18 protein-coding genes are annotated in these 19,730 nt (G+C 62.6%); 5 read left to right on the top strand and 13 right to left on the bottom strand.

The window, feature by feature from the left end:
• Window positions 1-8: 8 nt before the first annotated feature.
• Complete coding sequence (locus DEVEQU_RS07285) at window positions 9-359, bottom strand: DUF6476 family protein (protein WP_126149920.1); 351 nt, start codon at window positions 357-359, stop codon at window positions 9-11.
• On the opposite strand from DEVEQU_RS07285, the gene DEVEQU_RS07280 reads away from it, so the two are divergent.
• Together DEVEQU_RS07280 and rpoH are read left to right on the top strand one after the other, a co-directional pair.
• The gene (locus DEVEQU_RS07280; RefSeq protein ID WP_126149919.1) at window positions 358-1,383 is read left to right on the top strand and encodes an RluA family pseudouridine synthase; all 1,026 of its coding nucleotides are present in this window, start codon (window positions 358-360) and stop codon (window positions 1,381-1,383) included. The genes DEVEQU_RS07285 and DEVEQU_RS07280 overlap by 2 nt on opposite strands.
• 261 nt (window positions 1,384-1,644) lie before the next feature.
• Window positions 1,645-2,517, top strand: a complete 873-nt coding sequence (rpoH, locus tag DEVEQU_RS07275) for an RNA polymerase sigma factor RpoH (protein WP_126149918.1) — start codon at window positions 1,645-1,647, stop codon at window positions 2,515-2,517.
• 56 nt (window positions 2,518-2,573) lie between these two features.
• On the opposite strand, the gene DEVEQU_RS07270 is transcribed toward rpoH, so the two are convergent.
• Together DEVEQU_RS07270 and ctrA are read right to left on the bottom strand one after the other, a co-directional pair.
• Complete coding sequence (locus tag DEVEQU_RS07270) at window positions 2,574-3,848, bottom strand: RNA polymerase sigma factor (protein ID WP_206437808.1); 1,275 nt, start codon at window positions 3,846-3,848, stop codon at window positions 2,574-2,576.
• A gap of 130 nt (window positions 3,849-3,978) precedes the next feature.
• The gene (gene ctrA / locus DEVEQU_RS07265; RefSeq protein WP_086470550.1) at window positions 3,979-4,686 is read right to left on the bottom strand and encodes a response regulator transcription factor CtrA; all 708 of its coding nucleotides are present in this window, start codon (window positions 4,684-4,686) and stop codon (window positions 3,979-3,981) included.
• 452 nt (window positions 4,687-5,138) lie between these two features.
• Here ctrA and fliI point away from each other — a divergent pair, with 452 nt between their 5' ends.
• Both fliI and fliJ read left to right on the top strand, forming a co-directional pair.
• Entirely contained in the window at window positions 5,139-6,467 is a 1,329-nt protein-coding gene (gene fliI, locus DEVEQU_RS07260; protein ID WP_126149916.1) for a flagellar protein export ATPase FliI, read from the top strand.
• 64 nt (window positions 6,468-6,531) lie between these two features.
• Window positions 6,532-6,945, top strand: a complete 414-nt coding sequence (gene fliJ / locus DEVEQU_RS07255) for a flagellar export protein FliJ (RefSeq protein WP_126149915.1) — start codon at window positions 6,532-6,534, stop codon at window positions 6,943-6,945.
• Window positions 6,946-7,016: 71 nt separating this feature from the next.
• Here the strand turns inward: fliJ and DEVEQU_RS07250 are convergent, their stop codons facing one another.
• From DEVEQU_RS07250 to DEVEQU_RS07240, 3 genes are all read right to left on the bottom strand, one after another.
• The gene (locus tag DEVEQU_RS07250; RefSeq protein WP_126149914.1) at window positions 7,017-7,997 is read right to left on the bottom strand and encodes a PRC-barrel domain-containing protein; all 981 of its coding nucleotides are present in this window, start codon (window positions 7,995-7,997) and stop codon (window positions 7,017-7,019) included.
• 350 nt (window positions 7,998-8,347) lie between these two features.
• Complete coding sequence (locus tag DEVEQU_RS07245; RefSeq protein ID WP_126149913.1) at window positions 8,348-8,806, bottom strand: GNAT family N-acetyltransferase; 459 nt, start codon at window positions 8,804-8,806, stop codon at window positions 8,348-8,350.
• Window positions 8,807-8,837: 31 nt separating this feature from the next.
• Window positions 8,838-9,941, bottom strand: a complete 1,104-nt coding sequence (locus DEVEQU_RS07240) for a zinc-binding metallopeptidase family protein (protein ID WP_126149912.1) — start codon at window positions 9,939-9,941, stop codon at window positions 8,838-8,840.
• Window positions 9,942-9,984: 43 nt separating this feature from the next.
• Between DEVEQU_RS07240 and DEVEQU_RS07235 the strand changes: the two genes are divergently transcribed.
• The gene (locus tag DEVEQU_RS07235) at window positions 9,985-10,815 is read left to right on the top strand and encodes an alpha/beta hydrolase (protein ID WP_206437807.1); all 831 of its coding nucleotides are present in this window, start codon (window positions 9,985-9,987) and stop codon (window positions 10,813-10,815) included.
• Between the two features lie 10 nt (window positions 10,816-10,825).
• On the opposite strand, the gene DEVEQU_RS07230 is transcribed toward DEVEQU_RS07235, so the two are convergent.
• The 7 genes from DEVEQU_RS07230 to flbD all read right to left on the bottom strand — a co-directional run bounded on the left by DEVEQU_RS07230 (window position 10,826) and on the right by flbD (window position 19,725).
• Window positions 10,826-12,124, bottom strand: coding sequence for an NtaA/DmoA family FMN-dependent monooxygenase (locus tag DEVEQU_RS07230; protein WP_126149910.1), 1,299 nt, complete (start codon window positions 12,122-12,124; stop codon window positions 10,826-10,828).
• A gap of 8 nt (window positions 12,125-12,132) precedes the next feature.
• On the bottom strand, window positions 12,133-13,194 hold the full coding sequence (locus tag DEVEQU_RS07225) for a FecCD family ABC transporter permease (protein ID WP_126149909.1): 1,062 nt from the start codon (window positions 13,192-13,194) through the stop codon (window positions 12,133-12,135).
• Window positions 13,191-14,159 (bottom strand): FecCD family ABC transporter permease, encoded by a 969-nt coding sequence (locus tag DEVEQU_RS07220; RefSeq protein WP_223214136.1) that lies wholly within the window; start codon window positions 14,157-14,159, stop codon window positions 13,191-13,193. Before DEVEQU_RS07220 ends, DEVEQU_RS07225 begins: the two co-directional genes overlap by 4 nt.
• Before the next feature lie 120 nt (window positions 14,160-14,279).
• The gene (gene fepB, locus DEVEQU_RS07215; protein WP_206437806.1) at window positions 14,280-15,224 is read right to left on the bottom strand and encodes a Fe2+-enterobactin ABC transporter substrate-binding protein; all 945 of its coding nucleotides are present in this window, start codon (window positions 15,222-15,224) and stop codon (window positions 14,280-14,282) included.
• Between the two features lie 137 nt (window positions 15,225-15,361).
• Entirely contained in the window at window positions 15,362-16,108 is a 747-nt protein-coding gene (locus DEVEQU_RS07210; protein ID WP_126149906.1) for an SDR family oxidoreductase, read from the bottom strand.
• 37 nt (window positions 16,109-16,145) lie between these two features.
• Window positions 16,146-18,299 carry a flagellar biosynthesis protein FlhA gene (gene flhA / locus DEVEQU_RS07205; protein ID WP_126149905.1) on the bottom strand — a complete coding sequence of 718 codons (2,154 nt, stop codon included), beginning with the start codon at window positions 18,297-18,299 and terminating at the stop codon, window positions 16,146-16,148.
• Window positions 18,300-18,357: 58 nt separating this feature from the next.
• Window positions 18,358-19,725 carry a sigma-54-dependent transcriptional regulator FlbD gene (flbD, locus tag DEVEQU_RS07200; RefSeq protein ID WP_126149904.1) on the bottom strand — a complete coding sequence of 456 codons (1,368 nt, stop codon included), beginning with the start codon at window positions 19,723-19,725 and terminating at the stop codon, window positions 18,358-18,360.
• Window positions 19,726-19,730: the final 5 nt, after the last annotated feature.

Below are 19,730 nucleotides of genomic sequence, written 5' to 3'. Positions count from 1 at the left end.
CTGTCTCCTTATTCGCTGCCGATCTGTACGGTGCGCTGCAGCGCGCCGGTGGCCGCATCGAAAATGCTCAAAATGGTCGCGCCGCCCACCTGATAAGTTACCTGGATGGTGCCGTCGGTGTTGAGCGCGGAAACCACCTGGGCGCCGGCGGGAATGCTGATCGTGTCGGCAATGGCCGGCGGCGGGCTGTCGCGCATGACGCGATAGACAAGCGCAAAGCCAATCGCCATAAAGCCCAGCAACAGGATGCCGATCGAAATCCCGAAGGATCGGCGCGCTTTTCCCAACAGGGCCAGCGCTTCAGGCGAGAGCTTCTCGTCCGTTTCGGCGTTGGCTTGCGGTTGTTCAGGATTGCTCATGGCAGAAGATACCGATTTCGAGTTCGAGGGCGAGCCCATTGAGGTTGTCGTCGATGCCGACATGGCCGGCGGCAGGCTGGATGCCGTGCTGGCCAAAGCCCACGACGTTTTGAGCCGCAGCCGCATCAAGGACCTAATCCTTGGTGGCGCCGTCAGCGTCGACGGGGCCGGCGTCAGCGAACCCAAATATAGACTGAAGGCCGGGGAGACAATCACCCTTCTTGCCCCGCCCCCGGAAGATCCCGAGCCGCAGGCCGAGGATATTCCGCTCGATATCCTTTATGAGGACGACCATCTGATCGTCATCAACAAGCCGGTCGGCATGGTGGTGCATCCCGCACCGGGCTCGCCCAATGGCACGCTGGTCAATGCACTGATCTTTCATTGCGGCGACAGCCTCAAGGGCATTGGCGGGGTCAAGCGACCGGGGATCGTGCATCGCCTCGACAAGGACACATCCGGGGTGATGGTCGCCGCCAAGACCGAAAGGGCGCATAAGCATCTCTCGGCCCAATTTGCCGATCACGGACGCACCGGTCCATTGCATCGCGCATATATTGCCTTTGCCTGGGGCACGACGCAGTCGGGTGTCGGCACGGTCGACGCGCCTCTGGGGCGCGACCCCGGCAATCGGTTGAAGCAGGCGGTGCTGCGCCATGGTCGCGAAGCGATTACGCACTATGCTGTAGAAGGCCGCTATGGTGGCGATGGCTGGGACGTCACTCGCATTAAATGCCAACTCGAAACCGGCCGCACGCATCAAATCCGCGTCCATATGGCTCATATCGGCCACCCGCTTGTCGCCGATGCGCTTTATGCGTCGGGGTTTGTGACCAAGGTGAACAAGCTCCCTGAAGACCTGGCCGATATCGTGCGCAATCTGGGCCGACAGGCGCTGCATGCCGCAGAACTTGGTTTCGAGCATCCTGCCACTGGCGAGGAAATGTTGTTCGAGGCGGATTTGCCCGAGGATCTGCAGGCCCTGCAGGATGCGCTGGACGCCTATGATCACTCGGTTGCTTAGGCGCGCCTGACCGCGATTGCGTCGGCGTCACGTCAACGTGTTTGAACTTTGCGCCGCTTTATCGTATTATGCCGATGAATAGAGCGGCGGCCGCGCAGGTCGGAAACGAACCTCTCCAATTTGTAACGTTTCTTGCAATTGCCCGCCCTTAAAATCGCCAAAGTGCGACCTATATAGAAAACGTGCTGTCTCTTGTGCCTGCCGGACAGGAGATGGCGTTCCGCCCGCGCAATGCGGGGGATGTCGAAAGGGGGTGCGTCAATGGCCCAAACCAATCTTCCTGTCCTCTCCGCCGAGGGAGGGCTTAGCCGCTATCTTCAGGAAATCCGCAAGTTCCCCATGCTGGAACCGGATGAAGAATATATGCTGGCCAAGCGCTATAAGGAACATGGTGATCCCGGCGCGGCGCAAAAGCTCATTACCAGCCATCTGCGCCTCGTGGCGAAGATTGCCATGGGGTATCGCGGCTATGGCCTGCCGATCTCCGAAGTGATCTCGGAAGGCAATGTCGGCCTCATGCATGCGGTCAAGCGCTTCGAGCCTGAAAAGGGCTTCCGACTGGCGACTTACGCCATGTGGTGGATTCGTGCCGCCATTCAGGAATATGTGCTGCGCAGCTGGAGCCTCGTAAAGATCGGCACCACGGCGGCGCAGAAGCGTCTGTTCTTCAACCTGCGCAAGGTGAAGGGCCAGATCGCGGCACTCGAGGACGGTGCGCTGCATCCAGACCAGATCAAGCAGATCGCCACCACGCTCAAGGTCACCGAAAACGACGTGGTGGAGATGAATGCACGCCTGTCCGGCGATGCTTCGCTCAATTCGCCTATGCGGGCGGATGAAGGCTCGTCCGAATGGCAGGACTGGCTGGTTGACGATACACCTGATGCCGAAACCAGTCTGGGCGACAGCCAGCAGCATGATGAGCGCATGTCGTTGCTCACCAATGCCATGGACGTGCTCAACGAGCGTGAGCGGGCAATTTTCCAGGCGCGTCGGCTGAAGGAAAATCCGGCAACGCTGGAAGAACTGGCCCAGCAATATGACGTCAGCCGCGAGCGCATTCGCCAGATCGAGGTGCGTGCCTTCGAAAAGGTGCAGGAAGCCGTCCGCGGCGCTGCCCGCGCCGACGCCTGATCGTCTCGGTCGTCAGACGAATTTGATGCCCCGGCCTCGGCCGGGGCGTTTTTGTTTCAACTGTCGCTCGTCTCGTCCGCCCGAGCCAGAAGAAAAGCTCGCTCTCTGGAGTTGCGAGTCAAATCCGCGGCCATACGAAATTCGGCACTGGCTTCGGCGTGGCGGCCGAGCTTGCGCAGGAGATCGCCGCGCACGCCATAAAGCAGGTGATAGTTCTTGAGGGCGGGCTCCTCGCGGATGGCGTCGACGAGCGGCAGGGCGAAGGCGGGGCCCTGCGCCATCGAGACGGCGACGGCGCGATTGAGTTCGATCACCGGGGAGGGGGTGGCGCGACTGAGCAGTCCGTAAAGCGCGGCGATCTCGGCCCAGTCGGTATCCTCGGCTTGGCGCGCGCGGGCGTGGCAGGCGGCAATGGAAGCCTGGATGGTGTAGGGACCCAGGCCACGATCGAGCCGTTGGGCGCGCAGCAGGCCCTCGAGTCCGCGCCGGATCATCAGTTGGTCCCACATCGCCCGGTTCTGGTCGGGCAGCAGGATGGGCTCGCCCTTGGCATTGGTGCGGGCGCCGGCGCGGGAATGCTGCAATTCCATCAGTGCCAAGAGACCATGGACCTCTGGCTCTTCGGGCATCAAACCCGCCAGAATGCGGCCCATGCGCATCGCCTCTTCACAGAGCTGCGGGCGCATCCAGTCTTCCCCGGCAGTGGCCGAATACCCTTCGTTGAAGATGAGGTAGAGCACGCCCAGCACCGAGGCGAGCCGGTCCTGCCGTTCCTCGCCGCGCGGCACTTCGAAGGGCACGCCGGCCTCGGCAATGGTGCGCTTGGCGCGCACGATGCGCTGGCCGATGGTGGTGTCGTTGGCAAGAAAGGCGCGGGCGATTTCCTCGGTAGTCAGGCCGCCGATCAGGCGCAGGGTGAGCGCTACACGGCTTTCGGCGGGAAGCACGGGATGACAGGATGTGAAGATCAGCCGCAACAAGTCATCGCCGACATCGTCGTCCAGCTGCTCATGAAGGGCGGTTTCGGTGTCAGGCACCTCGTCCTCCAGGAGGCGACCGACTTGCTCCAGCTTGGTGCTGGCCATCTTGCGATGGCGAAATAGGTCGATGGCCTTGCGCTTGCCGGCTTGCATCAGCCAGGCGCCGGGATTGTTGGGAACCCCGGTTTCCGGCCAGGTGCGAAGAGCGGCCATCAGCGCGTCCTGCGCCAGTTCCTCGGCAAGAGAGATATCCCGCACCATGCGGGTGAGCCCGGCAATGACCCGCGCCTGCTCGAGGCGCCACACGGCATTGATGGCGCGGTCGGTTTCCCGCCGGTCGCTCATGTCCATAATTCGTTGCGCATCGTCTCATACCTCCCCGACGCGCGAGATTAGCAGATTTCGACGCCACCCCGAAAACAGAAAACCCCGCGCCTGGGGCACGGGGTTTGATCTTAAAGCGAACAGCAGCCGATGCGGATCAGGCCACGTTCTCGCTATAGACCTCGTTCTCGTCGGGCTCGCGCAATACATAGCCACGACCCCAGACGGTCTCGATGTAATTCTTGCCGCCGGTGGCAACGCTGAGCTTTTTGCGCAGCTTGCAGATGAAGACGTCGATGATCTTCAGTTCCGGCTCGTCCATGCCACCATAGAGGTGGTTGAGGAACATTTCCTTGGTGAGCGTTGTGCCCTTGCGCAGCGAGAGCAGCTCGAGCATCTGGTATTCCTTGCCGGTCAGGTGCACGCGTGCGCCCTGGACCTCGACGGTCTTGGTGTCGAGGTTGACCATGAGGTCGCCCGTCGAAATGACCGACTGGGCATGGCCCTTGGAACGGCGGACGATAGCGTGGATGCGGGCCACGAGTTCGTCCTTATGGAAGGGCTTGGTCATGTAGTCGTCGGCGCCGAAGCCGAGACCACGAACCTTGTCCTCGATGCCGGCGAGGCCCGACAGGATGAGGATAGGTGTCTGAACCTTGGCGACGCGAAGGGTGCGCAGCACCTCATAGCCGCTCATATCTGGCAGATTGAGGTCCAGAAGAATGATGTCGTAATCGTATAGCTTACCGAGGTCGACGCCTTCCTCACCGAGATCGGTGGTGTAGACGTTAAAACTTTCGGACTTCAGCATCAGTTCGATGCTCTGCGCGGTCGCGCTGTCGTCCTCAATAAGGAGTACCCGCATTATATTCCCCTTGTCATTCGTTCCTGCTGGAACATGCGGGATGAAGGCCTTGCGCCCTTCCCGCTCCAACCCTACTGGATATGACTGAAGCCTAAGCTCAATTAGTTAACAAAGTTTAATTCGCTTCGGCAATACGCAAAGCTTGGTAAGACAAAATTAGTTTAAGCCATTGAAATTACAACATAAATTTGGTGAATTTTTCTTAAGGTAAAACATTAAGTTTGCAAGCCAAGAGACTCTGCAGACTCAAGCAATCGTTGCCACTGACGGGGGTTTGCGCACGGTCCAGCCATGGGACGCAATTAGCGCTTGTACTCTCTGGTTAGCGCTTTTCGGTTAACGATCGGTTACGCTCCGATTCGCAATGTCGGCGCGATTCGACCCTTGGCGGAAACCATAGGCTCCGCCGCATTCGGGATAGCCGGCCTAGTCTAGACTGGATGTGCACCGCCATGAAGGCCCTGATCTCGGCGATTGACGCCATCGACGATGTTGAGGTGTTCGGCCGGGTCAAATCCGTGCAGGGTCTGCTTATCGAGATTGTCGGGCCGGTGCGCGAATTGCGCGTGGGCGGGCGGGTGATGATCGCAGGCAGTGACGGGCAGGACCTGGCGGCCGAGATCATCGGTTTTCGCAATGGCCGGGCGCTCTGCCTGCCTTTTGGCGAGTTGAGCGGGGTGCGGCTCGGCTGCAAGGCGGTGTTCCGCCGCCATGATGGGTCGGTTACGCCATCGACCGGCTGGCTGGGCCGGGTGATCAACGCCATGGGCGAGCCTATTGATGGGCTGGGGCCGCTGCCGCAAGGCGCGCGCGCCTATCCACTGCGCCAGTCTCCTCTGGCCGCACATGACCGCACGCGCGTGGGCGATCCGGTTGATCTGGGTGTGCGGTGCCTGAATACCTTCACCACCATGTGCGAAGGCCAGCGCATGGGCATCTTTGCCGGCTCGGGCGTGGGTAAGTCTGTGCTGATGTCGATGCTGGCGCGCAATACTGATGTGGATGTCTCGGTCATCGGGTTGATCGGCGAGCGCGGGCGCGAGGTGCACGAGTTCATCCAAGAATATCTGGGTGAAGAGGGTCTCAAGCGGGCCGTGGTGGTGGTGGCCACCTCCGACGAGGCGGCGCTGATGCGGCGACAGGCCTGCTATATCTCGATGGCGGTCAGCGAGTTTTTCCGCGATCAGGGACGGCGCGTGCTCTGCATGATGGACAGCCTGACGCGCTTTGCCATGGCCCAGCGCGAGATCGGCCTGGCCATCGGCGAGCCGCCCACGGCCAAGGGTTATCCACCGACGGTTTTCACAGAATTGCCACGATTGCTCGAACGTGCCGGCCCAGGGACGCCCAATTCGGGTTCCGTTACCGGTCTCTTTACCGTTTTGGTGGAAGGTGATGATCACAATGAGCCCATTGCGGATGCCGTGCGTGGCATTCTTGATGGGCACATCGTGATGGAGCGCGGCATTGCCGAGCGGGGTCGCTACCCGGCGGTGAACGTGCTCCGGTCCATCTCGCGGACCATGCCAGGCTGCGTTCCGGACGATGTCCGGCCGGTTCTGGCGCGGGCGCGGGAGCTCATGTCGCTGTATGCCGACATGGAGGAACTGATCCGGCTGGGGGCTTACCGGAAAGGGTCAGATCCAAAAGTGGACCTTGCGATCGCGATCAACCCGGCGCTGGAGGGGTTCCTCAGCCAGAAACGGGAAGATGTCACCTCGATCGCCGAAGGCTATCGCCTTCTGGCGCAGATCGTGGCGGAAGCGGACGCGCTGGGTTGATGGGACGGTGCCAGTGTTAGGAAGGGCCGCCCAGGACTGACTTGATGTGTAAGGAGTACAGGTCTTGAAATCGCGCAGCGAGAGCCTCATTCGGCTCAAGAAGTTCCAAGTGGACGAAAAGCGCCGTCAGGTCGCGCAGATCGAGATGATGATTGCCGATTTCGAGCGCATGGCGTCCGAACTCGACCAGCAGATCGAGATCGAGCATACCAAGACCGGCATTTCCGATGTCGCCCATTTCGCTTACTCCACCTTTGCCAAGGCTGCCTTGCAGCGCCGGGACAATCTCTTGGCTTCCGCCAATGACATGAAGAGCAAGCTGGAAGCCGCCCAGGATGCGCTGGCTGAAGCGCTCGAAGACCTCAAGAAGGTGGAATTGCTCGACCAGCGCGAACACCAGCGCGAACGCGACGAGCAGAACAAGCTCGAACAGCAGGATTATGACGAAGTGGCGCGCCTGCGCTTCCGCGGGCAGTAAGTCACCATTGCGCAAATGCAAGAAAGCCGACCCGAAGGTCGGCTTTCGTCGTTTCTAGCCAGCCGCCAGACTTACATGGCGGTGGTGTTAAGGCGCTGCGACGGGTCGGTCGCGTAGGTTTCCTCGTTATACTCAGGAATAGCCTCGAGCTGTTCGCGGGTGAAGTTGGTGTAGACCACGACATCACCATTTTCGTTGGAGCCGAACTCGATATTGTCCAGACCAACGGCGACGCGCTTCTGGCCGATGCCCAGGAAACCGCCAAAGTCGATCAACATGGCATCGATCCTGCCCGACTGGTCGAGCAGCAAGTCGCCAACCTGGGCGATATCCTCATTGTTCGGGCCGATAACGGTGGCACCTGTAAGGTTGTCAGCGGTCAGGGCGTCGCGCTGGATAGGCGCATAGCCTTCACGCGGTGCCATCGCGCCAGGATTGGCAGCCATATTGTCGGTGGCAATCGGAGCGGCCGGAGCCATACTATCGGTGGCAGCAGGTGCCATCGTGTCGACGGGGGCAGGGGCCATGGCGCCGCCCGGTGCTGCTGCATCAACCGGCTCATCTTCAGCCCATACGAATTCGGGCGCGTTGGTCAGAGCCTCCGCAGTGGTGGGGAGCACCCAGCGCTCGGTATTGTCGGCAGCAAGGGTGAATTCGAGCGAGCCGAAATCAACGGCAACCGATTTTTCGCCAATGCCCAGGAAGCCGCCGACGCCGATCACGACAGCGGTAATTTCACCGTCGGCAGAGAAAACGATATCGCTGATATTGCCGATCTCTTCGGCGTCATCGCCGGTGCCGGAATAGACCGGCTGGCCAATCAGGCGCGAGCCGAGATTGTCGGTGTCAGCGGCGACATAGCCGGCAGACATGTCCCATGGCTGATGCACATCGGTGGTCTGCACAGCGCCGCTATCCACATTGGTGCCGGTCACGGGAGCTTCCATGGCCGGGGCTTCGGTGGCCGGAGCGGGGGTCGTGGTGGTCTGGGCGAAGGCGCCGGTGCTCATCAGAACGGCAACAGCAGTAGTGGTCAGCAGAGTGCGGATCATAGTAAGGTCCTCGGGTTCATCGTTGCGGTGAACAGGGTCGCACGGTGCAAAACTTTCCGGTGACGTACCGTGCGACCCTTCATGCCTGCTCAACGCATCGACTCCGCGAGCCGTTCCGCAGTTAATTGCCGCAATCTTCCGGAACCAATTGAAAGGCCGGCGACTGCGGTGCAGCGCCGGCCTTTTCGCCTCCCCATAAGGGGTTATGTTCTTGGGCCCGCCCTGGCTCTCGCCCGCGTTACCGATTGGCGGCGCGCTGCGGCATGAGACGCAGCACGACCGATGGGCCACAGATTAGTGGATTGGGTGAGGCAGACCAGTGCAGCTCGGGTTAATGCGTCAACAAAACCTTAATCGATCAGAACCGCACTGTCCTTGTCATAGTCGCGCATGGCCCGGTGTGGCATGCCGCCGTCCATGAATTCGGGTCCGAACGCCACGAAACCAAGCTTTTCGTAAAAGCCAAGCTTGTCCGACTGGGCGGTGAGGTAGAAGCGCTGTTCACCAGCAGCGCGGGCCTGGAGCATCGCCGCCTCGATCATAGAGCGCGCAATGCCCTGTCCGCGAAAACTGCCGCGCACTGCGACGCGCCCGATCTTGGTATGCTCGGGGCGTTTGATCAGGCGCAGCGTGCCCACAACTTCGCCTTGGGCAATGGCGACGAAATGGGTGGCGGTGAGATCGTCCCCATCGTGTTCCTCTTCCTCGGGAACCTTCTGCTCCCAGACGAAGACCTCGCGCCGCAGCGTGAAGGCCGCGTTGCAGAGGGTAGAAAAAGCAGGGACTGGCAGGATGGTGAGCGCGTTCATGGCTTCGTTCTAGCGCCCCCGCGGCGTCGCCTCAAGCCGCCGGAATGGTGTCCTGGTCCAGGGCGGCCAATTGGCTGAGGACCGGTGCCTGATGCACGAGGTCATTGATGAAGCTGAGCTTGTCGATGACGACAGGCGTCAGGATGAAGGGATAGGCATCGGGCTGACCGACGGCACGGTTGAGATTGTTGAGCAGCAGGGCCAGCGGAATCCAGTTGTCGATAATAGCCGCCATGTCGGGAGCCATATAGGGGTCGAAGCTGACGGGCGGGACGACGAGATTGGGGTCCTGGGTGCGCGGCCTGGCGCGAACGCCGAAGGCCGTCGCCATCTCCACGGTATCCACGATATGCAGATAGTGCGCGAAGGTTTCGGCGAAATCTTCCCATGGATGGGCAGTGGCATAGGCGCTGATGTGAGTCTGGTACCAGCCTTGCGGCGCGCCATTGGCGTAGTAGGTGGTCAGAGCCTGGCCATAATCCTGGGTTTCGTCGCCGAAAAGCGCGCGGAAACCCGCTTCCGCCGGCTGCCCGGCGACCAGAAAATCCCAATAGTGATGCGCTATTTCGTGACGGAAATGGCCCAGCAGGGTGCGGTAGGGTTCACCCATGGCGGTTCGGCGACTTTCGCGCTCGGCATCGTCGGCTTCCGCCAGTGAAATGGTAATGATGCCGTTCTCATGGCCGGTCATTACCGGCTCGGGGGCCAGTCCATCGGCGAGGAAACGGAAAGCCAGGCCATGCTCGGGATCTTCCGCCCGTGTTGCCAGGGGGAGCGCGAGGCGAAGCAGGGAATAGAACAGGCGCTTTTTGGCCCGCTCGATGGTTTGCCAGCGGGCAAGATTGATCGGGTCGTCGATCGGGGGGATGGTCTCGTTATGCCGGCAGGCGGCGCAGAAGACATCGCCGCCCGGTTGTTCCTCGACCAGCCAGTTGCAGGCCGCATGCGCGGCATTGGCGCAATAGATGAAGCGCTTGCCCGGCAGCGCCGGAGTGGTGAAGGCGCCATTATCCGCCTCCAGCGACACCAGCGCATTTTCTTGCGGCAGATAGCCGAGGGCATGGCCGCAGCGCTCGCACACCGCGTTTTCGAAGTAGACAGTGTTGCCGCAATGGTCGCAGGAGAAGAGCTTCATGATGGGGGCCCCGAGAATGCAGCGACAATGCCGGCCGGGCCCGATGCGTTCCATCGCCTGGCGCATGAGCTTATGTCAGGACGCCAAGGCAATCGAGACGGCAAGAGAGGACGAACTGATGCAGGACGGGCAGGAGAATTTTTCTGCCGAACTTTCGCAGGAGCGCATCGGCCTGGGAGAGCGGGAGATGGTGCTTGTGCACCCGGTGACCAGCGCGCCGGAGCGCGTGCTTTACGCGCTCGATGGCAATGCGGCACTCTCCATGTTGAAGCCAGACTGGCTGGCCGCGCGTCCGGGGCTGGCTCTGGTGCTGATCGGCTATGCCGGAGCAAGCCGATTTCATCTTGAGCATCGGTCGCGCGATTATACGCCGCCACCGCCGCTGGACTGGGATGGCGGGGTGCGGCGGGCACTGGAACGGCCCTATGGTGGCGCCGCGGATTTCCTGGCTTTTCTCACGCAGGACCTGATGCCGCAGGCCGAAGCGCGGTTCGGCCTTGTGACGCCGTCTCGTGCCCTATGGGGCCATTCCTATGGGGGGCTCTTTGCCCTTTGGATGCTCACCCGGAGTGGACATGGTGTGTCGTTGCTGCACGCCGCGAGCCCTTCGCTCTGGTGGGGCGATTATGCGTTGGAGCACCATTTGGTGGATAATGAACCTCTGGCGGGAGGCGTGCGAGCGCTTGATCTCAGCATGGGCGATAGTGAAGTCAGCCGCAATGGCGAGGTGCAGACAACGCCAGAACGCCTTGAGCGCCTGGCGACGCGCCTCGAGGGGCGGCAGGGTTTGCGCGTGCACACACAGATTTTTCCCGGTGCCAATCACGGCGACACATTCGCGCTGTCGCTCGCAGAGGCCATTGCAAGGAGCTGAGCAGACTGTCTCATCTGAGGCCCAGATGCTGGGCGAGCGTGGTGCCGGTATAGTCCTTGCGGAAGATGTCGCGCTCGACCAGCACGGGAACCGTCTCGTCGAGAAACAGCCGCAGCGAGGGTAGGGAGGCAGGCAGGGCGATGATGCCATCCAGTGCGCCGGCGGCAAACCAGTCGCAAATGGCGTCGGCAGCATCGAGCGGGGTGCCGACCACCTGCCAGTGGCCGGAGCCGCTGGCCTCTGGACGCGCCAGTAGTTGTGCAATGGTTGGGTTTTCCGTCTGCACCAGCCTCAGCAATAGCGCGGCATGGGTGCGGCTTCGGGCATTGGGGTTGATGCCGGTCACGAGGCGCTCGGGGATTGGGGCATTCAGCGGCAGGGTTCTGATATCGACGCCGAGGCTGTTTTCGATGAAGCGATAGCGCGGTTCCAGATCGAGGCCGCGTTGGCGCTCGCGGAACCGATCTTGGGCCTCACTGCGGTTTTTGGACAGCAGCAGGCCAAGGCCGGGCATGAGCTTGATATGCGATGGCAGGCGGCCGAAACGCTGGGCACGTTCGCGCAAGTCCTGGCGCAGGGCAATGGCGGCGGCCTTGTCGGGCGTCGAGGCGAAAATGCCGGTGGCGAGGGAGGCAGCAAAGTCGCGGCCTGTCGGTGAAGCGCCGGCCTGGAACAGTGGCGGTGGACCTGCGGAATGCATTGGAAGGGTGAGGGGGCCCTCGACGGCAAAGTGTTTGCCGTGATGGTCGATCGCGCTGACACTCTGGCTGTCGGCAAATTGGCCTGCCTCACGCTCCCTTTTGATCGCGTCGGCTGGATAGCTCCGCCAGAGCTTTTGCACGACCTCGACAAATTCGGCCGCGCGTTCATAGCGCCACTCGGTGCTGGGCATGGCGGGGATGCCGAAATTGCGCTCGCCATCCAGCGCAGTGACGATATTCCAGCCGGCCCGTCCATCGCTCAGCCAATGCAGGGACTGCAACTGGCGCGCGACGATAAAGGGCGGAACGAAGGTGGTGGAGGCGGTTGCGACGAGCCCGATATGACTGGTGGACTGGGCAAGTCCGGCCAGTTGCACGATGGGATCGAGACTGGTCATTCCCGGGGCATGCTCAAGCCCCTTCGGTTCGATGAACAACGAGTCCGGCTTGAACAGGAAGTCCAGTTTGGCCCGCTCGGCGTGCTGGGCCAGTTCGATGGCAAAGCGTGGCGACAGCAGGTGCTCGACGCCGCTATCCGTGTCGCGCCAGGCGGAGCCGCGCAGCCAGGTGGGGGACAGGGAGAGGCCGATATGAAGCTTGCGGGACATCGCGCCCTCTAAAGACTTTTGGTACGGGTCAGCAGCCAGACGAGATAGAGCCCGCCCACCAGGCCGGTCATGCGCCCGATGGGCACGACGATGCCAAGGGGCGCGAGTTGAGAGACGAGATCGGCCAGGACCAGCAGCAGTGCGCCCATTGCCGCGGAGCCGATGATGGCAAGCTGCCCGTGGCCTACAAGGCGGCGCACCAGTTGCGGGGCAGCGAGCGCCACAAATGCCACGGGGCCGGCCGAACCGGTGGCGAGACTGGCGAGCAATACGGCCAGGATCATCGCTGAAACGCGCACCAACTCGACATTGACGCCCAGTTGCCGCGCCACGTCGTCGCCCATCTCCATCAGCGCCAAGGGCCGCGCGAGCAACGCCAGTATCGGTAGGATGGTCAGCGTGCCGATCGTGACCGGCCAGGCGTGAATCCAGGTGCGGGCGTTGAGGGAGCCCGCCATCCACAGGTTGGCGGCGATGGCGTCATCGAGGTTGCCCTTTACCAGCATCAGTCCGTTGAGTGCGGTCAGCACCGCGCCGACGCCAATGCCGATTAGCACCAGGCGATAGCTGCTGGTGCTGCCGCCCTTGACAGAAAGGGTATAGACGACAAGCGCCGTGATCACGCCACCACCCATGGCCGATGCCGCCACCAGCAGCCCGCTGCCACCGAAAACCACGATCTGCGCCAGGGCGCCGGTGGCACTGCCGGTGGTGAAGCCGATGATATCGGGCGACCCGAGCGCATTGCGTGAGATGGACTGGAATACCGCGCCCGACGCGCCAAGGGCAGCGCCAACGAAAAGCCCGGTCAGCATGCGCGGCAGGCGCACATTGAGCACCACCTGCTCGGCACTGCCACCAGGGCCCTGGCCAAAGATGATGGCGAGCACATCGCCTGTCGCCAGCGGAATGCGGCCGATGGTCATGGCAACAACGGCCAGCGCCGCGGCCAGCAACAGCAGCGCGAGTGTTATCAGGGTCGGGCGAGTTTCTATGGAGAGGGACAGCGACCCGGCCGCTATCGCGATGGCTGGGCGACCGTCGACGTTGGTGCGGCGGGACAATCTCATAGCTGGGCAATCCGCTTGCGGCGCACCATGACGACGAAGAATGGTCCACCCAGCAGGGCCACCATGATGCCAACGCCGATTTCACCGGGGGGCGCGATGATACGCCCTACAATGTCGGCGCTCAGCATGAGCACTGCTGAAACCAGCATCACATAGGGCAACAGCCAACGATGGCTGGGGCCGGTGATGAAGCGCGCCAGGTGCGGCGCTGTGAGGCCGATAAAGGCGATTGGCCCGGCGGCGGCAGTAGCCGCGCCTGAAAGGATGATGACGACAAGGGCGGCGAGGCTCCAGATGCGCTTGGGATCGACACCCATTGAGCGGGACAGGTCCTGGCCGAGCGCGGCGGCATTGAGCGGGCGGGCAAGGGCCAACGCCAGAGCAAGCCCAATCGCGGTCAGCATCGATACCGGCCCGAGCACGGCCGCGCCACGGCCCTGCAGCGAGCCCACGGTCCAATGGCGGAACTGGTCGAAAACCTGTTCCTCGCTGTTGATGAGAATGATCTGGGTCAGCGACAGCAGCACGATCGAAATGGCGGCGCCGGCCAGCACCACCCGCACCGGGCTGGCATTGCGCCCCAGATCGCCCAGCACATAGATGGCCACGCCGGCCAGAGAGGCCCCCACGAGCCCGAAAGCCATATAGGCGGTGACATTGATGGCGCCGAACAGGGCAATGGCTCCCGCGACGGCCGCGGCCGCCCCGGCATTGACACCGAAAATTCCCGGATCGGCGAGGGGGTTGCGGGTCATGGCCTGCATCACCGCGCCGGCCACCCCCAGCCCCGATCCGATTATGATGGCCAGAAGCGTTCGGGGAATGCGCAGATGGGTGACCAGGAGATGAGCGCTATCGGTCGCGTCGAAGGCCGTTATGGCGCTCCAGACGGTTTCGGGCGCGATGGATTGCGACCCGACTACGAGGCTGAGCGGCACCAGCACTATCAAGATCAAAGCGAGCACGGCCAGTCCGGTGAGACGCCGGAGGAGCAAGGCTTTTGGGGCGTGCGGGAGCACGGCGGAACGCGGTTCAGGCATGGGGGAATGAGCCGTCGGCATGCTGCCGACGGCCCGTCTTTCGGCTTACTTTGAAAAATTCTCGACAATGCCGTCGACGATTTCGGTGGCACTGTAGAAGTCGATGCGGAAGGAATTGGCACCCAGGCCATAGACCTGACCGGCCTTGACCGAGGGAAGATTGGCCAGCACCGGATCTTCGAGGAAGGCCTTGGCGCCTTCATTGTCGCGCGACAGGATGAAGGTGGTGGCCGAGGTCAGGTCCACGAGCTTTTCATATGGCGCCCAGACGAAGTCGGCGCGCTGGTTGGGCTGGCTGTGCCATTCGGGATTGGGATCTTCAACCGTAAAGCCGAGCGACTGCAGGAGGGCGGCATGCACCCCGCCGGCGCGGGCGATTGGATTATCCTGACCGGCGCCGTTGAAGCTGATGATATCGGCGGTGCCTTCGGGAACCGTGATCTTGGCAGCAGCATCGGCCACATAGGCGTCAAATCCCGCCACCTTGGCTGCAGCGGCTTCTTCCAGTCCTGTCGCATCGCCCAGATGACCGGCCAGTTCCTGCCAGGTCTGGCTGCCATAGTTCAGCACGATGGTGGGGGCGATGGCCTGAAATTCTGCCAGCTGGTCAAGCGCGGAGTCGGCGCCGGTCACCGAGACCACGATGAGGTCAGGCTGAGCGGCATAGACCGCCTCGATATCGACGCTGCCGGCCGGCCATGCATTGGTGACGCCGCGCTCTTCGGCAACCGGCGCCCACTGGGCGAAGAACTTGCCATTGCCGGCCGAACCACTGGCGACGACGGGAGCATCGATGGCAAGGAGCGTTCCGGTAATGGTCACCGAGGTGGAGAGAATGCGCTGCGGTTGGGCGGCGATCTCGGTGGTGGTGCCGTCGGCATTGGTGAAGCTGCGCGGCCAGCCATCAGCAGCCATGGCGCTGGAGCCCAGCAGCACGAAAGCCAGGCCGGCGAGCATTACGCTGCGGCGATTATGCGCAAGAGGTGTCATCTTCTCTCTCATCCCAAACGTGGAGATCAGCCAGCCCGAGGCCGGCCTTTATCTCGCTTAGCATCGTCTGCAGTGAGGGACTAGATAATTATGATAGTAACTATCATCTTTTTGTCGCAGGTGAGACAGTTCACCCGTTAGCCACGACCGATATAGGGCATGTCGGTGGCCATGATGGTCATGAACTGGATGTTGGTATCGAGCGGCAGATCGGCCATGGTGACCACTGCCTTGACCGCATGTCGCAGCGCGAAAGTGGGCTCAGGGGCAAGGCGGCCATCGGCCTGCAACACACCCTGAGTCATGGCGGCGGTCATGTCTGTGGCTACATTGCCGATATCGAGTTGGCCGCAAGCGATCGAATAGGGGCGGCCATCGAGCGAGATAGCGCGGGTCAGGCCGGTAATGGCGTGCTTGGTGGCTGCATAGGCCGCAGAATGGGGCCTGGGCACATGTGCCGAGATCGACCCATTGTTGATGATGCGTCCGCCTTGCGGGGCCTGGTCGCGCATGGCGCGGAAGGCGGCATGGGCAACGTAGAAGGCGCCGTTGAGGTTGACATTGACCACCGCGTTCCAGTCCTCGACATCAACATCGCCGAAATTGGCACCCGGGGCGGAGCGACCGGCATTGTTGAAAAGGACATCGATCCGGCCCAGGGCGGCGAGCATGGCTTCGAAATAGTTCTTCACCGCGTTGGCGTCGGTGACGTCGCACGGAGCCTGGAACACGATCCGCTCGTGCTGGGCCGCTACCGCTTCGAGCTCCTTCTGCCGGCGGCCGAGAATGGCGACCCGATAACCCGCATCTGCAAGGCCGAGGGCAGTCGCCCGACCGATGCCCGAGGTGGCGCCCGTCACCAGGGCGATCTTGTCATGGCTCATCGGTGGTTCCCTCAGGGCAGGTGTTGCTGGGCGGACTTTAGACGCTGCCTACGGTCTTGAGGCGCACGCGTGGATGCACCTCGTTCTGGCTCATCACCACCGTGTGGGGGCGGAAACGCTCGATGATGGCGCGGACATGTGGGCGAATGGAGGGCGAGGTGATCAGCACGGGCAGCTCGCCCTGCTGGGCAGCGCGTTCATAAGCGCCCTGAATGGCGCCGATGAATTGCTGCAGACGGCTGGGGGCCATGGCCAGGTGCTGGTTGTCGCCTTCGCCTACCATGGCCTCGGCAAAATCGCGTTCCCATTGCGGCGACAGCGTCAGCAGCGGCAGGTTGCCGTCCGGACCCAGATGCGCGGCGCAGAGCTGGCGCGCCAGGCGCGCGCGAACATGTTCAGTCACGGCCTGGAGCGAACGACCGGGTGCGGCGATTTCGGCGATGGCCTCGAGAATGGTCGAGAGATCGCGGATCGAGATGCGTTCACCAAGCAGCGCCTGGAGCACGCGCTGGATGCCGGAGACGGAAATCTGGCTGGGGATCAGGTCCTCGACCAGCTTCTGCTGGTCCTTGGGCAGGCCCGACAACAGGGACTGCACATTGGCATAACTCAACAGCTCGGAGACATTGGCCTTGAGCACTTCGGTCAGATGGGTCGAGATCACTGTCGAAGGGTCGATGATGGAGAGGCCTCGCAATTCGGCCTCGTCGCGCAGGGCCGGCTCGATCCAGGTCGCGGGCAGGCCGAAGGTTGGCTCGGTAGTGTGGGTGCCCGGCAGATCGATCTGGTTGCCATAGGGGTCCATGACCATGAGCTGATTGGCAAAGATCTGGCCGGCGCCGGCTTCCACTTCCTTGATGCGGATCTTGTAGTCGTTGGGCTCGAGCTGCATGTTGTCGAGAATGCGCACCGGCGGCATAACGAAGCCGAGTTCCAGCGCCAGCTGGCGGCGCAGCGCCTTGATCTGTTCGGTCAGGCGATCGGTGCCAGTCTCGTCTTCCTTGACCAGGCTGAGCAGGCCATAGCCCAGTTCGAGCTTGAGATCATCGATCTTGAGCGTATCCGAGATCGGTGCCTCGGGTGGCGGCCCCCCGGGCAGGCCGGCCGGCTGGCCTCCGGGGCCGGGTGCAGCGGCCTTCAAGGCAGCCTTGGCCTTTTCCTCGACCTCGCGGGCGGCCTTGGATCGGGTGGCGCGCAGGGCGGCATAACCGACGCCGCTGGCAAGGGCGAGGAAGGGCACGATCGGCATGCCGGGCAGAAGGGCCAGCAGCGCCATGACTGCTGACGACATGCCCAGGGCGCGCGGATAGCCGGAGAACTGGTTGGAAAGCGCCTTGTCGGCCGCGCCTGTCACACCAGATTTCGACACCAGGATACCAGCAGCGGTCGACACGATCAGTGCCGGGATCTGACTGGTGAGGCCGTCGCCGATGGTCAGCAGGGTGTAGATATTGCCCGCTTCCTGGAAGGACAGACCCTCCTGCATCACCCCGATCAGCATGCCGGCAGCGATGTTGATGAAGGTGATGATCAGGCCGGCAATGGCGTCGCCGCGCACAAATTTGGAGGCACCGTCCATATTACCGAAGAAGGCGCTTTCGCCCTCGAGTTCGGCGCGGCGCTTCTTGGCAGTGTCTTCGTCGATCAGGCCTGCCGAAAGGTCGGCGTCAATGGCCATCTGCTTGCCCGGCATGGCGTCGAGGCTGAAGCGGGCAGCCACTTCGGCGATACGGCCGGAACCCTTGGTGATGACGATGAAGTTCACGATCACGAGGATGATGAAAATCACCGTACCGATGATGAAATTGCCGCGGGTCACGAAATTGCCGAAGGCCTCGACAACGTGGCCGGCGGCGGCGGTGCCGGTGTGACCGTCGGAAAGAATGAGGCGTGTCGTGGCGATGGAAAGGCCCAGCCGCAGCATGGTGGCGATCAGCAGCACCGTGGGGAAGGACGAGAACTCAAGCGGCTTCTGAATGAAGAGCGAGGTCATGAGGATCATGACCGAGAAGACGATGGAAATGGCCAGCAGCATGTCCACCAAAAGCGGCGGCATGGGCACGATGAGGATGACGATGAGCCCCATCACGCCGGCGGCCAGCGCGATATCGCCCGACCGCAGGGTGGTCAGGACCTGCTGGATCGACGGAAGGCTAAAGCGCGACCCGGGTGTGGATGGGATATCGGTCATTGATTAGTCCACCGAGCCGCTCGCCCAAAGGGAGAGGCAGAAGCGTGCTGCTGTTCCATCACGCGGCCCCGCGCTTCTCGCCCGGTTCGGGCACGAAGACGCCCTCGTCGGCATATTGGTTGAGCTTGTTGCGCAGGGTGCGGATCGAGATACCCAGAATATTGGCTGCGTGGGTGCGGTTGCCGAATGTGTGGTCGAGCGTATCGAGGATCAAGCCGCGTTCCACATCGGCGACGGTGCGGCCAACCAGGGCGCGGCTCATGGCCTCGGCGGTCTGGGCGGCCATCTGGGCGGGCGAGCTGGCGCGGGCAGCTTCGGCGAGGCCCATGCCATCGGGCAGCACGATGGCGTCGGGTCCGACGACTTCGCCGGAGGAGAGCAGAACGGCGCGATGCAGGGTATTTTCCAGCTCGCGCACATTGCCCGGCCAGGGCGCCTTGACCAGCGCCTCGCGCGCCTCCACGGAAAGCTGGCGTGGCGGCAGGCCGTTGGCCTTGGCATATTTGGCGACGAAATGTTCGGACAGGGCCAGAATGTCGCCCGGGCGGTCGCGCAGCGGCGGCAGCTTGAGGTTGACGACGTTGAGGCGGAACATCAGGTCCTCGCGGAAGCTGCCTTCGCGGACGGCTTCGTTGAGATTGCGGTTGGAGGTGGCGAGGATGCGGATATCGACAGGCACCGGCTTGGTACCGCCAACGCGGTCGATGACCCGTTCCTGAATGGCGCGCAGGAGCTTGGCCTGCAGGCGCACGTCCATTTCCGAGATTTCGTCGAGCAGCAGCGTACCACCCGAGGCTTCCTCGAACTTGCCGATGCGGCGGGCAACGGCCCCGGTGAAGGAGCCTTTTTCGTGCCCGAACAATTCGGACTCGAGCAGGGCCTCGGGAATGGCGGCACAGTTGACCGAGATGAAGGGCTTGCCAGCGCGACGCGAACGGCCGTGCACATATTTGGCAATGACTTCCTTGCCGGTGCCGCTCTCGCCGGTGATCAGGATCGAGGCATCGGAGCCGGCGACCTGATCGGCCATGCGCACGATGCGATCCATGGCCGGATCGCGATAGAGGAAGTCCGAGGTTTCGCGCGCCACGGCGGCGATGACGGCAGCGATAAGCGCCGCATCGGGGGGCAGGGGGATATATTCCTTGGCCCCGGCGCGAATGGCGTTGACGGCAGCGGCAGCGTTGGTCTCGACCCCGCAGGCAACGACCGGCAGGGCGATGCGCTCGGCTTCGAGCGCCGCGATCAGCCCGGCAATATCCATCATCACGTCGACCAGCAACAGGTCGGCGCCGCGACCGGCGCGCAGCGAAGCCATGGCGATGTCGATGGAGGGCGCATGCGCCACCTTGGCCCCGCCATCCATGGCCATCTTGGTGGCCGTGCTCAACTGGCCTTCGAGAGCTCCGATGATGAGGAGACGCATTTGGC

Origin of the sequence: Devosia equisanguinis (genome assembly GCF_900631955.1) — a bacterium.
Classification (GTDB): Bacteria; Pseudomonadota; Alphaproteobacteria; order Rhizobiales; family Devosiaceae; genus Devosia; species Devosia equisanguinis.
Note: the sequence above shows the minus strand (reverse complement) of the source record. Positions and strands in the feature narration are given on the sequence as shown.

Bases quoted from the DNA above. Each gene is read 5' to 3' on its own strand.
- fliI (WP_126149916.1), top strand. From the start codon at position 5,139: ATGAAGGCCCTGATCTCGGCGATTGACGCCATCGACGATGTTGAGGTG.
- DEVEQU_RS07285 (WP_126149920.1), bottom strand. From the start codon at position 359: ATGAGCAATCCTGAACAACCGCAAGCCAACGCCGAAACGGACGAGAAG.
- ctrA (WP_086470550.1), bottom strand. From the start codon at position 4,686: ATGCGGGTACTCCTTATTGAGGACGACAGCGCGACCGCGCAGAGCATC.
- DEVEQU_RS07240 (WP_126149912.1), bottom strand. From the start codon at position 9,941: ATGAAGCTCTTCTCCTGCGACCATTGCGGCAACACTGTCTACTTCGAA.
- DEVEQU_RS07270 (WP_206437808.1), bottom strand. From the start codon at position 3,848: ATGGACATGAGCGACCGGCGGGAAACCGACCGCGCCATCAATGCCGTG.
- DEVEQU_RS07245 (WP_126149913.1), bottom strand. From the start codon at position 8,806: ATGAACGCGCTCACCATCCTGCCAGTCCCTGCTTTTTCTACCCTCTGC.
- flhA (WP_126149905.1), bottom strand. From the start codon at position 18,299: ATGACCGATATCCCATCCACACCCGGGTCGCGCTTTAGCCTTCCGTCG.
- DEVEQU_RS07250 (WP_126149914.1), bottom strand. From the start codon at position 7,997: ATGATCCGCACTCTGCTGACCACTACTGCTGTTGCCGTTCTGATGAGC.
- rpoH (WP_126149918.1), top strand. From the start codon at position 1,645: ATGGCCCAAACCAATCTTCCTGTCCTCTCCGCCGAGGGAGGGCTTAGC.
- DEVEQU_RS07235 (WP_206437807.1), top strand. From the start codon at position 9,985: ATGCGTTCCATCGCCTGGCGCATGAGCTTATGTCAGGACGCCAAGGCA.
- DEVEQU_RS07230 (WP_126149910.1), bottom strand. From the start codon at position 12,124: ATGTCCCGCAAGCTTCATATCGGCCTCTCCCTGTCCCCCACCTGGCTG.
- DEVEQU_RS07280 (WP_126149919.1), top strand. From the start codon at position 358: ATGGCAGAAGATACCGATTTCGAGTTCGAGGGCGAGCCCATTGAGGTT.
- DEVEQU_RS07225 (WP_126149909.1), bottom strand. From the start codon at position 13,194: ATGAGATTGTCCCGCCGCACCAACGTCGACGGTCGCCCAGCCATCGCG.
- DEVEQU_RS07210 (WP_126149906.1), bottom strand. From the start codon at position 16,108: ATGAGCCATGACAAGATCGCCCTGGTGACGGGCGCCACCTCGGGCATC.
- flbD (WP_126149904.1), bottom strand. From the start codon at position 19,725: ATGCGTCTCCTCATCATCGGAGCTCTCGAAGGCCAGTTGAGCACGGCC.
- fepB (WP_206437806.1), bottom strand. From the start codon at position 15,224: ATGACACCTCTTGCGCATAATCGCCGCAGCGTAATGCTCGCCGGCCTG.